Source organism: Pseudomonas sp. TUM22785, assembly GCF_028198105.1.
GTDB classification, from domain to species: Bacteria; Pseudomonadota; Gammaproteobacteria; order Pseudomonadales; family Pseudomonadaceae; genus Metapseudomonas; species Metapseudomonas solani.
In genome coordinates, this window is sequence record NZ_CP116239.1 from 4744582 (window position 1) to 4757638 (window position 13057).

Annotated in this window: 12 protein-coding genes; 6 read left to right on the top strand and 6 right to left on the bottom strand. The window is 54.6% G+C overall.

Features of this window, described 5'->3' with window-relative positions; genetic code table 11:
- Nucleotides 1-93 precede the first annotated feature (93 nt).
- From PI990_RS21395 to radC, 4 genes are all read left to right on the top strand, one after another.
- The gene (locus PI990_RS21395; RefSeq protein WP_271658411.1) at nt 94-714 is read left to right on the top strand and encodes a hypothetical protein; all 621 of its coding nucleotides are present in this window, start codon (nt 94-96) and stop codon (nt 712-714) included.
- Between the two features lie 82 nt (nt 715-796).
- Nucleotides 797-1795 (top strand): YqaJ viral recombinase family nuclease, encoded by a 999-nt coding sequence (locus PI990_RS21400; RefSeq protein WP_271658412.1) that lies wholly within the window; start codon nt 797-799, stop codon nt 1793-1795.
- A gap of 90 nt (nt 1796-1885) precedes the next feature.
- Nucleotides 1886-2830 (top strand): recombination directionality factor, encoded by a 945-nt coding sequence (locus tag PI990_RS21405; protein WP_271658413.1) that lies wholly within the window; start codon nt 1886-1888, stop codon nt 2828-2830.
- Complete coding sequence (gene radC / locus PI990_RS21410) at nt 2802-3299, top strand: RadC family protein (protein WP_271658414.1); 498 nt, start codon at nt 2802-2804, stop codon at nt 3297-3299. The genes PI990_RS21405 and radC overlap by 29 nt, the downstream gene beginning before the upstream one ends.
- 323 nt (nt 3300-3622) lie before the next feature.
- Here the strand turns inward: radC and PI990_RS21415 are convergent, their stop codons facing one another.
- The 3 genes from PI990_RS21415 to PI990_RS21425 all read right to left on the bottom strand — a co-directional run bounded on the left by PI990_RS21415 (nt 3623) and on the right by PI990_RS21425 (nt 5644).
- Nucleotides 3623-3970, bottom strand: a complete 348-nt coding sequence (locus PI990_RS21415; RefSeq protein WP_271658415.1) for a helix-turn-helix domain-containing protein — start codon at nt 3968-3970, stop codon at nt 3623-3625.
- Nucleotides 3971-4703: 733 nt separating this feature from the next.
- Nucleotides 4704-4931, bottom strand: a complete 228-nt coding sequence (locus PI990_RS21420) for a helix-turn-helix transcriptional regulator (RefSeq protein WP_271658416.1) — start codon at nt 4929-4931, stop codon at nt 4704-4706.
- A 35-nt stretch (nt 4932-4966) separates the two neighbouring features.
- On the bottom strand, nt 4967-5644 hold the full coding sequence (locus PI990_RS21425; protein WP_271658417.1) for an inovirus Gp2 family protein: 678 nt from the start codon (nt 5642-5644) through the stop codon (nt 4967-4969).
- A gap of 641 nt (nt 5645-6285) precedes the next feature.
- On the opposite strand from PI990_RS21425, the gene PI990_RS21430 reads away from it, so the two are divergent.
- Entirely contained in the window at nt 6286-7923 is a 1638-nt protein-coding gene (locus PI990_RS21430) for a YfjI family protein (RefSeq protein ID WP_271658418.1), read from the top strand.
- Nucleotides 7924-8036: 113 nt separating this feature from the next.
- Here the strand turns inward: PI990_RS21430 and PI990_RS21435 are convergent, their stop codons facing one another.
- From PI990_RS21435 to PI990_RS21445, 3 genes are all read right to left on the bottom strand, one after another.
- Complete coding sequence (locus PI990_RS21435) at nt 8037-9299, bottom strand: type II toxin-antitoxin system HipA family toxin (RefSeq protein WP_271658419.1); 1263 nt, start codon at nt 9297-9299, stop codon at nt 8037-8039.
- Entirely contained in the window at nt 9292-9609 is a 318-nt protein-coding gene (locus tag PI990_RS21440; RefSeq protein ID WP_061904596.1) for a helix-turn-helix domain-containing protein, read from the bottom strand. The genes PI990_RS21435 and PI990_RS21440 overlap by 8 nt, the downstream gene beginning before the upstream one ends.
- 214 nt (nt 9610-9823) lie before the next feature.
- Nucleotides 9824-11416: a hypothetical protein gene (locus PI990_RS21445; protein WP_271658420.1), complete on the bottom strand. Its 1593-nt coding sequence runs from the start codon at nt 11414-11416 to the stop codon at nt 9824-9826.
- 937 nt (nt 11417-12353) lie between these two features.
- Here PI990_RS21445 and PI990_RS21450 point away from each other — a divergent pair.
- Nucleotides 12354-13025, top strand: a complete 672-nt coding sequence (locus tag PI990_RS21450) for a thermonuclease family protein (protein ID WP_187806449.1) — start codon at nt 12354-12356, stop codon at nt 13023-13025.
- Nucleotides 13026-13057 lie beyond the last annotated feature (32 nt).

Below are 13057 nucleotides of genomic sequence, written 5' to 3' on the forward strand. Positions count from 1 at the left end.
CGGCATACCCGGCCTATCTGGGCTGGGTGGCTGTTCGACCTCGGACCGGAGTTCGTCAATAATCACACACCACCATCTAGAAGGATCTTCACGTTGAAACAGATAGCTATCATTGCGTTGCTCGCACTCGCCATCAGCGGATGCGACAAACCCAAAGAAGAAACCGTACAGACAAATCAACCTCCGGCAATGTGCACCAAGGATACGGATTGCAAAGGCGACCGCATCTGCGAAAGCGGACAGTGCATGTCCCCCACACCACAGCCAGCCGCGGCTACCAAACCTGAGTTACTTGCACCAGCAGCCCCCAGCATTGCCTACGAGGCGCTACTGATTTCGGACGATGCAGCGGGTCCCTTCAGCATCGCCCACATGGATCTCGGCACTGCACTCAACTACCAATCCAGAGCTGGGGTGGTCAACCTCATGGAGTCGGTCGTGCAGGATCCCGAAGCCACCGGCTACGTCGCAATCGAAAAAGCCTATGCCTTTGGCCCAGACAAATTTGTCCTGATTGTCTCAACCGGCGAGAGCGGCAACTCCTGCCCGGCAACGACATACGTCTTTAGCTACGACACCAAGAGCGAAATTGTCGATGGCAAAGCCAGCATTGATGGCTGCTCGGAAACCGTCGAAGCCTTTGCTGAAGGCAACAAGCTAAGCATCAAGAAAGAAGGGGCAACCACCGTCGTTTACAACGGCAAAGTTATCTAAAAGCGCCCGCCTCTTACCCCCTAAAACCACGCCCGGTCAGCTTCGCGCTGACCGGGCTTTTTTATGTCTCTGAGGTATGCACATGAAAGCCACTTCATTGAACGGCAACACCCGCAAGACCCGCCCTGCCCTGCGTCTAGTGAGCACCAAGGAGCTACCTCGCGAGGACTGGCTGGCAATTCGCAAGCAAGGTATCGGAAGCTCCGATGCTGCCGCGGCAGTCGGCCTGAATCCGTACAAGTCGCAGCTAGAGCTGTGGCTGGAAAAGACCGGGCGCGATGCTGGCATGCCCAAGGCCGACCCTCAGGATAAGGAGAGCCCGATGTACTGGGGCAACGTCCTGGAGCCCATCGTGGCCTGGCACTACAGCAAGCGCACGAAGCACAAGGTACGGCGGATCAATGCCGTATTGCAGCACTCCGAGTTGCCCTGGATGCTGGCCAACATCGACCGCGAAGTGATCGGCGCTGACGATGTGCAGATCCTCGAATGCAAGACCGCCGGCATAAATGGCGCACGCCTCTGGAAAGAGGGTGTGCCGGAGTATGTACAGCTCCAGGTGATGCACCAACTCGCCGTTACTGGCAAGCAAGCTGCTGATGTGGCGGTGCTGCTGGGTGGCCAGACGCTGGAGATCCATCGCATCGAGCGGGACGAGCAGATGATCGCTCGCCTGATCGAGTTGGAGCGCCAGTTCTGGCATTACGTGGAAAGCGACACGCCACCGCCAGCCGATGGTACGGCCTCCGCTGAAGCCGCCCTGCGCTGCCTCTACCCAGAGGACAGCGGGCAGACCGTCGACCTCAGCCAGCATGCTGGCCTGACCGCGGCCTATATCGAGTTGAAAGCCGTTCGGCAGTCGATTGCTGATAAGGAAAAGCGCGAGGCCGAACTCAAGCAGATGCTGCAGCAGGCCATGGGCGACGCCAGCCGGGCGGAGTTCTCCAATGGCTATGTCAGTTGGCGCAAGGCCAAGGACAGCGTAGGGCTCGATGTCGCCCAACTGCTCAAGGACAAGCCATACCTGCAGGCCAAGTACCCGCTGTTGAAAACCGGAGCACGGCGCTTTCTCGTCGGTTGACTCCCTTCACCCTCTCACGCCCTTCCCCCTTGGCCAGTCCATGCAGTTCGCACTGCGTGGCTGGCCTTTTTTATTTCCAGGAGAACCACCATGCTCAAAGGTCTGGCTATCACCCCGCCGGTACTCGGGCGGATTTCCATCGGCAAGGTCATCGAGAAGAACGGCAAGCGTCTGCCGGAAAAGGATGATCAGTTCACCATCACCTCTCAGGTGCAGGGCAAGGATGGCTGGCTCCTGCACCCACTGAATGATGAGCTGCGCCAAAGCGATGGAGACAAGCTGCGCAGCATCCCCATACGCCTGTTGTTCAACGAGCCAGAGCTGAACTTCCGCGCCGACTACACCCTGTTCGATCGGCAGTCCGGGCGACCGCTGTGCGTTGGTAATGGCGAGACCTGCAAGCGCGTCACGCAGGACGGCATGCAGTCTCTGCCCTGCCCTTCACCAGATGCCTGCTCCTTGGCCAAGGGCGGAGCGTGCAAGCCCTATGGCCGACTCAACGTGGTGATTGGGGACGAGGATCCGCTGGGCAGCTTCGTCTTCCGTACCACCGGCTTCAACAGCATCCGCACCCTCGCCGCTCGGCTGCATTACTTCCAGGCCATCTCGGGCAATCGCCTGGCCTGCCTGCCGCTGGAACTGCGCCTGCGTGGCAAGTCCACTCGCCAGAGCCACGGCACACCGATCTTTTACGCTGACCTGACAGTCCGCCACAGCATGGACATGACCCAAACGCTGCAGGCGACCCAAGAACTCGATGCACAACGACAAGCTACGGGCTTCGATCAGGCTGCGCTGGATGACGCAGCACGTCGAGGCTTTGCCAATGGCGCCTTCGAAGACAGTGAGGAAGACGCGGGCGCCATCGCCGAGGAGTTCTACCCCACCGATAGCGGCAGTCCTGCCGACACCTGCCAAGCCGCAACGAAAACCAGCTTGAGCGAGAAGTTGGAATCACAGGCTCAACGGCTCTGCGCCACATCTAATCAGGACCAAGGACACCATCATGAAACTGCACAAACTGAAGGCCAGTGAGCCAACCGGCACCTACCTGGTTGAATCGCCTGTCACTGAAGCTGACATCCTGCTGATGGCTCGGCAACTCGCCAATCAACGCCTTCGTCGGGGACGGGCACTGACCTCTCCACGGGAGGTTTTTATCCATCTGCAAGCACTGCTGGCCGATTACGAGCACGAGGTCTTTGCTCTGCTGCTGCTCGACAGCAAGAACCGGGTGATCACGTTTCACGAAATGTTCCGAGGCACCTTGGACGGCGCAAGCGTTTACCCGAGAGAGGTGGTCAAGATGGCACTGGCGCACAACGCGGCAGCGATCATCCTGGTCCACAACCACCCTTCAGGTGATCCCGAGCCAAGCCATGCGGACCGCAACCTGACACACAAACTGCAGGAGGCGCTGAACCTGGTCGGCGTACGAACGCTCGACCATGTCGTGGTAGGCAAAGAAGGCTGCGTATCGCTAGCCGAGTCTGGCTACTTGTGAGGGGACCACCATGGAATGCTTGATATGCAACTCCTCGGCAGTTCTGACCCGAGACGCTGCAAGTGCCATTGCATGCGTGCTCGGAATGGCGGAGAGCGTCATCAAGGGAGCTCAGCGAGTCGCCGTCAGTGCCAGCTCAGCAGACGTTCAGCCACTGGCGCAGGCGCTGAATATGATCACTGGCGGAATATCAGCGATCTCGTCCGACTGGGAGGGTATCAACACCTGGATTCAGGACATGCAGAGGTATCAGTTCATGGGGCACACGTGTCTTTGCTTGCGCTGCGGAGCACTGTTCGATGCGCCCCAATCCAGCCCTTAGCTCAACTGCGTGCCAACCTTTCAACCAAACGCTCTACAACCTCCATCACCAGTTGCCTGTCGTCTCCGCCCAGGGAGGAAAGCAAAGCGTGGAGACGACGCGCCTGATCTTCTGGGCGATCACTCGCTTCTGTCAGTAGTTCAGCGGTTTCGCATCCAAAGACAGCGGCCAGCTCAACCAGTCGCTCGATGTTGGGCATCACCACCCCACGCTCTATTCGCGACACCGCTTCACTGCCTATCCCCAGTCGCTCGGCAACCTGCTCCTGGCTGAGTCCAGATTGCAGACGCTGCCGTGCAATCGCCCGCCCCACCACATCAGCCAGTCTCTTCGATTCGGTCTTTGACATCACACCCTCCAGTCACCCCAGATGGTCGTGTCACAACCTGTTGACATGAAGGACTCAAAGAACCGAGACTCAACCCTAAAGGTTGATAATCACCTCAAATTGCTCGATCACTGAGAAACACCTGGTCCCACTAATCGCAGATGGGGCCCCAATACCGAAGGTCTCTCACCGCACAAAAAGGTCTGGGCGTTGGCCTCATTTGCCGAGGCGAAATGCTCAATCAATGCAGATGAACAAAACCATCGGCATCACTTAAAAACGGAGTGCAGTAAATGCTGATAGCCATAGTTTGGATCACCTTGGCCGTGGTACTCGGTCTAGCCGCCAAAGGGAGCGGAAGATCATTCTGGATATGGTTCATTCTTGGAATGATCATCGACCCTATACTGGCCTGGATTGTTTATGTGATCGTCGTAAAGAGCCAATAGCGCTCGAAAGCCTCATGGCGCACTCAACGTGCGTCACGAGAGGCGAGTGCCACGGCCTGCGGAATCCCTCAACCTCGTGAGGGATTTTTTTTGCATCAAACGACATATTCTCAAAGCTATGCTGGAGGGATCTCTTCAAGAACGACGTCCATGTCGCGATCTACAGATAGCCAAACTGCCGACACTAAATGACTTGCACCTGATCTGAGCGGGCTGAGGCAACGTATGGCTCTACACCCATGATGATGGCCATGTAGAAGCGCCATGACCAATCATTAACGGGTCATGGCGCACATGGGGTGGCACTAGCACGCCAGACTCAGTCGACCTGGCTTCACTACTGTGCTCTGAGCCACATTGCGTTCTTCGATTCTGGCCATAATCCAGTCCTGCACTTCATCGTCCACCCAGCCGACACACCGCTCCCCCAAGGAGACGGGCTTCGGGAAGGATTCCTCCGCGATGTACTTGTAGACCGTTGAGCGTGCCAGCCCTGTTACCCGCATTACTTCTTTCAGTCGAATCAGTCTCATGATCGAAACTCCATTAGCTTGTCCCATGAGATGGCTCAGTCCTGTGAGGCTTGAATGCGACTGACTTGACTCATGCCGAAGTTCCTCCCGCCTTCACCATATCGCTTGGTGTGCAACTTGGCGAAATAACTGAGTCGATGAAAAACTCCATAGAACTGTCTGTCGGATAGAGGCCCATGACGCGTCAGTGCAGAAACCGGCCGAACCGGGAAGTAAACTCCCACCTGAGCCTGCCTCCAGTCGATATCCAACGCAGCACCCCAAGCCTTGCAAATTCGCCCCGAGAGCATTTCGTCATAGTTGCAGTCAGTCAAATGCAAGCGAGAATAATCCCCCAAACTAAAGTAAGCATCACGATTAAGCAGCAACGCAACGTGATAATGCGGGAAGCATGCATTATTCCATTCGCGAACCCATACATAGCGAAGCATTGGATCATAGCCTCGCTTACCAAGGCGCAAGTTAGTTGCTAACGCACTCTCAAGCTGACTTCTTAACGACTCAAAGAAATCGGTTATTGCACCAAGAGGCAAAATATTGCCTTGCGGCACTCGCAAATCAAAACGAAAGACACTCCAGCGAGGATGAATCGTCAAACAGTCAGTCATCAAGTCGTAGATACGCTGCAGATAGCTTGACTCGACTTCATACGATGACAATTGAACTGGCAGGCCTCGCCAAGTAGGCGACTCTTGTGGTGGCTGTATGTACATGAGGAACTCCTATGATGTGTTTCATAGGAGTTCTCATACCTGTCACCAATTACCAAACAAAGCATTCACTTTAACATTGAGACGAATAATATTAACTAACCAACACAAAAACACCCATTTCACATCTCTTCAGATACGTGAATCATGCGTGAACAGCCAGTTTAATGAGCACTCACTCAAAAAAACCACTCCGAACTTACCTCAAAATAACTAGGCCGCATCCATCACTTTATAGCCCATCAAAATAACGAGAGATAGACACAGACACAAGAAGTCAACACTATACTAGCCAACAACACAGCACAACCAGCCCACAACAATCACCCACCGCAATTAAGTGCCCCAATAGCTCTATATCAACCCATCAAACTGAAAGTCACATTCCAATTTTATCTAGACCGCACTAATAATTTGGTGCACATGCCCATCCCCAAGAAAGCAGCAAGACCCGGAAGCTCCCGAACGCCCCTGCCCTCCAGATATTTCTCTCCAATCCCCCTGGACGCGCAGCGAATCACTCGACTCTGCTGCTCTAGGTTGTATAGAAATACACAGCATAAATTCTGAAAACCATGCTATTTTCGCTATTAATAGCGAAAATAGCGAGGTTTAGAGAAATGTGCCCTACTGAAAATGAATCAGTGAACAGCGAATCAACCTCCAACCATGACAGCCACTGGCCCTCTTTTCGTGAGCACAGCTTGGTGGAGGCCGCGGTAATAGAAGCCGCTCGAGAACTACAGGTTTCTCGAGAGATGGCAATGATGAGTGCTTTCGGTGCGATGGCTACAGCCTGTCAGGGACTTGTCGACCTACAAATGCCCACCGGCCATAAAGTACCGACCTCGCTAATGCTGCTGACCATCGCAGACTCCGGGGAGCGCAAGACCACCACACAGAAGTATTTTTTCGAAGCGATTAGCACCGCAAATGATGCTGCTTACAAAGCCAACGAAGAATCCTTAGGAGAGCACCGAGTTAGTCATGAACTGTGGAAGGCTCATAAGCGACACCTCGAACGTATGTACAGTAAATGCGCAGCCCAAGAAGACAAAGCAGCTACACAGGCAGCCATAGAAGAGGTCGCGAAACATGTCAGAGCCGAACCGCAACCCAGCCGCTCAGGCAAATTTCTCTACGAGGACACCACCCCGCAAGCACTCATGCAAATGCTTTATGAAAACACACCCAGCGGCTGCCTATTAACCAGTGAAGCCAACAGCATTTTCAGTGGAAAAGCGTTAGGCGAACTCGACAAACTTAATACGCTATGGGATGGCAGCAGCGTGATTGTCGACCGCATTTCAAGGGAGGGTTTCGTTTTACAAGATGCTCGCCTCACCTTATCGCTAATGGCGCAACCAAGCGTGGTCAGTCGATTTCTAGGAAAACGAGGAGAGGAGGCTCGCGGCACAGGTTTTCTCGCCCGCTTCTTAGTCGTCAAGCCCCGCCCTATGGCCGGGCAGCGTGACCAACAAAAGCTGTCAGAACTACCACGCCAGAAAACCTTCAATGCCCGCATCCGTGAACGATTGGGTTCCGACAGCTCATCTAAACGCCAAGTCATACAGTTCTCGGAGCCGGCCGCAAACCTATGGTACCAGTACAGTCGGCAGCTTGAGCAGGAGATGCAAGAAAACGGTTTGTACCACTACCTGAAAGATCACGCGTCCAAGTTACTGGAAAACACGAGTCGCCTGGCTGCAATACTACATACCTTTGAGCGCAGCACAGACAACGATATCGAGATCGATAAAGCCACTCTAGAGTTTTGCTGGGATTTTACGCGGCGTTGCTCAGGGCACTTTATTGAGAATCTGGCCAGTGAACCGCAAATTATTTCAGATGCAAATAATTTGGCGCACTACCTGCTGAAGGAGGCTTACAAGGAAGAAAAGAACATAACCAATCAAAACAACAAATCACCCTTCATAACCTCAGACCAACAGCAGCCGCCAAATAATCTGAAAGCAGGGACAACAACCTCCTTCACACTAACCAAAGTTAAGCAACTTGGCCCCAGCAGCCTTAGAGGCCGGGCAAATTCCGAACGACTGGAGGCAGCGATCGAGTTACTAACCAAGCTTGGACATATCAAAAAGGAGGGAAGTGTTTATCAATTTAAAGAAACAATCTTGCTCCAAGGGAATAAGCCTAAATTAGAAAATGGGAAGACAGTCACCATTAAAGAACTTCCACTTTTCAGCGAGCAGGTGCAATGGGTGCCCGAGCGATCAGACCGCTGGAGCCGGCCAACTTATTACATTAAAATCGAGTAATTACCCAGCACGGTCATACATGTGCCCTATGTGTTACACAAAAAACTCTAACCCAACCTTAAAATTAGGCACCTCAAACTCCAATCTCTTCGGAGAGATCCTGCTGACGATACCTAAATGAGGCTTTCAATATTCTTTTCAATTCGCACCTGAATCGTGCGCAAGGTATCCCGGGTTATGCCACTGGAGAACTGTCGCCTAGCGCTCTCCGCGAAACCGCTGGCTACATGGCAGATCCGCTCAATGATGTCGGCAGCGCTTTTCGCTGACAGATCCGCCTCTTCGACTGCAAGCTTGAGTAGATGCTTGCGCGTGATGCGAAACGCCTCGCCCATTACGTCCATCTGGTGATATCCACCAGGCCCTTCGCAGAAGGTCACGTCGTAAGCCGGAGCCAACCTCCATTGGCCGCTCGACGACATGAGATAAGCAAAATTCTTGGAATGATCGTCGCGATTGTTAAACACCACGTTAAACACGATCCGCTCGAAAGCGATCGCCTTCTCCCGTACGTCATTGCAGCAGAACTGGGTCGCCCGCAGGAAATTGGTGTAATCCAGCGTACCGGGGGCACGGAAGTCCGCGCCGGTAAAAGCAGCGAGGCTTTGCATGGGGACACGCATGCCCTCTTGCCGGTCGAATCTGCGAGTAGCAAAAGCGGCCTGCCCACTCGGTAACTCGAAGTATTCGGTATCCGGGGTGTCGATAGCGCAATCGCGCAGGCACTGCGCGTAAACGGCCTCGATGGCACAAACCTCGGGATGCTCACCTGCCGCAGGAAACTTGACCAACCAGGCTTCCAGACCAGGTGCCGCCGCCGTACTGAAACGGCCGTGCTCTGCATCGCGATAGAGCAATGCCTTTGGCCGCGCGCCGTGTGGCGAGCCGCCCATCATCAGCAGTTGCTGCAGGAACTCACCGCCCTCACCTTTGAGCACGTCCTGGACTTCCGCAGCCAGTTTCTCAAGGGCAATCTCTTCGGGCGATGCGGACAGCTCCGGCGCCACAGGCTCGAACGACATCGCCCCCATGGCATGGGGACCGATGTAAGCCAAACGCTCCAAGGGGCCAATATGCGCAGGATTGAGACCACGGCGCTTGAACAGGCGGTCCATCAGCAGCATGCCCCAACCATCTGGCAACGAGTCATAGACTGGCCCTGGCAACCACAGCTGATGATCGGGAAAGTCCCTACGCAGTCTTGACCCCTTCAAAGGTAGGCGCAGGGCCGACAACTCTAACCCCCGCTCCAACGCCTCTTCGCTGTACTCAAAGGCAATCAGTGGGCGCCCGGTGAGCGCGGTCGAGGACACGAGCGAACCCCAGCGCCAATGCTCCCCCCAGCCATCGTAGTAGACGTCGACTCGCTTAGGCATTGTCGGACTTCCTTTTGACACGCTGACGCTGAGCGCCCTGCTCATAACGGAGAATGTCGTCCAGGCTGTCCAATCGCGGCATGAACAACTGCTCCAGCTCGTTAAGACGCCCCAATACCATGGCCACCCGAATCACGCTGTCGAATGCCACGCTGCGCCCCGCCTCTAGATTGGACAGAGTGCCAACTCCGATGCCAGCACGGGCAGCTACCTCGGCCTGAGTCATCTGCTGAGCCAGGCGCTCTTGGCGCAGACGCGCACAGAGCAGCTTGACGACTTCTTCTGGCTTGATAAGGCCTAAATTCATCATCTTGAGTCTTAAACCATAGAATCGCATTTAACATTTAGAATTATAGAGTTAAATCGAACCCCGGTAGAGAGGCAACCTCAGAAAACCGAGGCTTACCTCGAAAAACACCAGATAAAATTCAAAAATCTGGATTTGTATTGTCAACCAAGCGCCTGCTGCTCGAGATATCACTCAAGCCGTCGCCCTAATGGAGTCATCGGCATCGCCTGCCGAGCTAGGTAGAGGCGTTATCTCCGGCAAGCAAGGGCTCCAGAGTGTTTGCCAGTGCATCGATTTCACTGATGATCAACTTTGACCTCAGCGGCAGCATGGTCTGAGGTATCAAGGTTTCAGGATCTCGCACATGACGAGGGGTGTAGCCCAGTAGGCCTGCATAGCTCGCCGCATTGCTACCCAAGCTTTCGTAGAATCGTTCGAACAACTCTTCATCCTTTTGCTTTGACAGCAGCCGGTATTGTGATTTGCAGAACGCACAGACCTGAATGTAAAACGGGATGAATAATGGCCCGGCCACATACTTTGCCTTTTCGAGCGCTGTAGTGAGGTGGCTGAGGGTCAGCAGGCTATCGCCTGCCTGCATCGCATCCTGGGCACGCACCCACTCATTGAGCCATGCGGGACCGTTCACGAACGTAAGATGCCGGCCCCCGTCGATGAATCGCCTGTGTTCATTTTTGTAAATTAGCTCAAGGCTATTGGGAACCTCTGCCACAAGGTTTAGTGAGCCCGGTAAGGCCCTAATTCGGTTGAGCAGGGATTGATAGCGGTTGGGCGCCTGCTGGGCATAGACCTGCTGGCCAATGGGATAGTCGTTAAACAAAAGATCAAGCAAGTCACTGCTGGGTATTGAGTGGCCTAGCTCAGCTTGGTCACACATCAAGCGCCCCTGTGGCTCGAATGGCCCGCAATCCGCGATATGGGCGTTGAGGTTATGAGCGATCATGGCCGAAAAGGCGTGAATCGCGAATGCCTCTTCGTGGATGTGCTGCGGCAGGTGATGAACCAGTGGTCGAAGAGTCGGATAGAAAGTTTCCCACTTCATACGACTAGGCTTACGAAGTCGGTCTACCACCTGCTTGGACTGAGTATTGATCGGCTGGGAGGTGAACTCACGACTCCAGGCCCGCTCATCGAGCGGCCCCTCTTTCCGGAACTCGTGGTACTGATGAAGCTTATGCAGCGAAACGCCGGTGATTCGGCAAGCAGCATCGGCAAAGCCTCTCAGTGGCCATTGCTCATCCCTCTCGGCAGTTGGCCAGGCATCATCCGGCAACAACGCGCCGACTAGTGTCGCCGTCAGCGAGCGAAGATCATTGCTGAGAAAGAACTGATAGCTGTATGTCTGGCTCTCCGCGTTGCAAGCGTGCTCCCTGACAAACTCCCTGTAGTGCGAAAGCGCCGACACGTAAAAGCCAACAGCCAATTCAGATACGCCCCAACGGGAGTAGCGCTCAGTGATCAGGGACTCAATGTATTGGCGTAACTCTACATATTCGTCGAGGGATTCAAAGTCGGTTTTGGAGAGATGGTTGACATAGGCTTGAATCGTCCGGCTTTTCTTGACCTTCTGCTCATCACTTGGGGCAAGCTGAGCAGTCACAGCCACCAGGTCGCTGAGAGATCCATACTTGCCATCCTCCTTCTTGATTGCGTCGAAAGCTTGCCGCAGTGCAGCGCGCCGGTCTTTCTCTGTGGCAGCTACTTGAAAGGTTATATCTTGGTTGTCGCTACTCCAAAGCCCAAGGCAGTCGCACACGACCTTGTGGAGGTAACCTAAAGTTGGCAGTTGATCTGTGGTTGGTAGCATCGCTATTTCCTTGAAGAGAAGTCGTCGCCATCCTAGGCAAGTGAAAGCCTCTCACTAAGTATCAAAATCGCGATAAGGGCAGACAGCGGGACGCGCAAGCTCATTCAAGTCTTATGCTCTCTCGCACTGGCGAGTCTGGGTACTTCAAGGTAAAGCGGATCGAGTGTCCACCTCTTGGCCGATAGCTACCTATCACCAGCGTCTGCTTTCGGCCAAAGCAGAGATTACATGGGCTGGTAGTTGTGCATCTTGATGCTTCACCAGCATGGCCAGTGATCATAATTCATTCGTATTCTACGGGTGGTTCGATGGTCACTACGTAGACCCGCTGCTGCTCGCCTCCTATAGCCAAGCACTCGAGTGCGCTGCCCTCTGGCACGTCGAACCAGTGACCTACCGAGGCTAATTCTGCTGTCGGCAGGGGGAGTGGCGGTATCAGCATGGGATTCATAGCCTTGCATAAGCATCTTGCCCCCACGCCATTGCAAAACCGCCTACTGCCATCAGCGAGTGCCAGAGTCTCACCGACTCGTGCCGTGAGCGTACGGGCAGCCATTTTCCCCCTAACGCGCAGTTCTAGGCGCCAGGCTCCTCCTTCGCGCAATACGCGAAATTCTCATACTGCTCCAGTCTCGACCGATGCCTACAGTGCCTCCTACTCGACCGCTCTTTTCATGTCCCAAACTCTTCAAGCAGTCAGTCACCAAGGATCTGGTATAGCGCCGGGCCGCAGGCCGGTGACTGCTCTAGGCCATGCGGTACCGATCTAGAGGCAGAAGCGGGTGAGTTGAACAGAGCGTCCTATTCCGCGTAGCGGCGACTGATGGAGCTGGCAGATCGCCTCCATCTAATATGAATTAGTTCACAGTCCGCGTTACTATTTAGGTTCACCAAACTAGGACGTTCGTTCTGCTCAAGGCAGTCAGAGGGGTCAGGGATGAGCTTGAGGGCATGGCTGGCAGCGGCGTTGTTAAGCACCGCCCCTGTGTTGCACGCAGAAGTGCACACCTGCCGTGTGGTCGCGCTAAGTGATGGCGATACGTTCACCTGCCTAGACGTGTACAAAAGTCAGCACAAGATTCGCCTTGCCAATATCGATACCCCAGAAAAGGATCAGCCCTACGGGGCCAAATCGAAACAGGTCTTGAGTGCCCTTATCTTCGCCAAGCAGGTCAAGGTCGAATCGCAGGGTACTGACCGATATGGACGCACCATTGGCGTGGTCAGTGTCTCTGGCGTGAACGTCAACCGTGAAATGGTTGCGCGTGGCGCCGCCTGGGTTTACCCCCAATACAACCAAGACCACTCTTTACCCCGCGTAGAGCAGGAGGCTCAAGCGACTAAGCGCGGAGTCTGGGGATTGCCACAGGCGCAGATCATTGCGCCCTGGGAGTGGCGCAAATTGGGGCGGAGTCTCAATTCGGAATTTACCGCGCGGAAACAGCAGTCTGCATTGACTCCGGCTACAGCCGCAGGCGGCGGTTGTAGCAAACGACTATGCGGGCAAATGAACAATTGCGCGGATGCCCTGTTTCATCTGCAGCAGTGCGGCGTCACCTCCCTAGACCGGGACGGCGATGGTGTGCCCTGTGAAAGTCTCTGCCGATAACAATGCGTCGCGCTGAAGCGCGCTTAGGAATT

Excerpts from the sequence above, each read along its gene's own strand:
- PI990_RS21420 (WP_271658416.1), bottom strand. The coding sequence starts at position 4,931 with ATGAGACTGATTCGACTGAAAGAAGTAATGCGGGTAACAGGGCTGGCA.
- radC (WP_271658414.1), top strand. The coding sequence starts at position 2,802 with ATGAAACTGCACAAACTGAAGGCCAGTGAGCCAACCGGCACCTACCTG.
- PI990_RS21445 (WP_271658420.1), bottom strand. The coding sequence starts at position 11,416 with ATGCTACCAACCACAGATCAACTGCCAACTTTAGGTTACCTCCACAAG.
- PI990_RS21435 (WP_271658419.1), bottom strand. The coding sequence starts at position 9,299 with ATGCCTAAGCGAGTCGACGTCTACTACGATGGCTGGGGGGAGCATTGG.
- PI990_RS21450 (WP_187806449.1), top strand. The coding sequence starts at position 12,354 with ATGAGCTTGAGGGCATGGCTGGCAGCGGCGTTGTTAAGCACCGCCCCT.
- PI990_RS21400 (WP_271658412.1), top strand. The coding sequence starts at position 797 with ATGAAAGCCACTTCATTGAACGGCAACACCCGCAAGACCCGCCCTGCC.
- PI990_RS21405 (WP_271658413.1), top strand. The coding sequence starts at position 1,886 with ATGCTCAAAGGTCTGGCTATCACCCCGCCGGTACTCGGGCGGATTTCC.
- PI990_RS21415 (WP_271658415.1), bottom strand. The coding sequence starts at position 3,970 with ATGTCAAAGACCGAATCGAAGAGACTGGCTGATGTGGTGGGGCGGGCG.
- PI990_RS21440 (WP_061904596.1), bottom strand. The coding sequence starts at position 9,609 with ATGATGAATTTAGGCCTTATCAAGCCAGAAGAAGTCGTCAAGCTGCTC.
- PI990_RS21425 (WP_271658417.1), bottom strand. The coding sequence starts at position 5,644 with ATGTACATACAGCCACCACAAGAGTCGCCTACTTGGCGAGGCCTGCCA.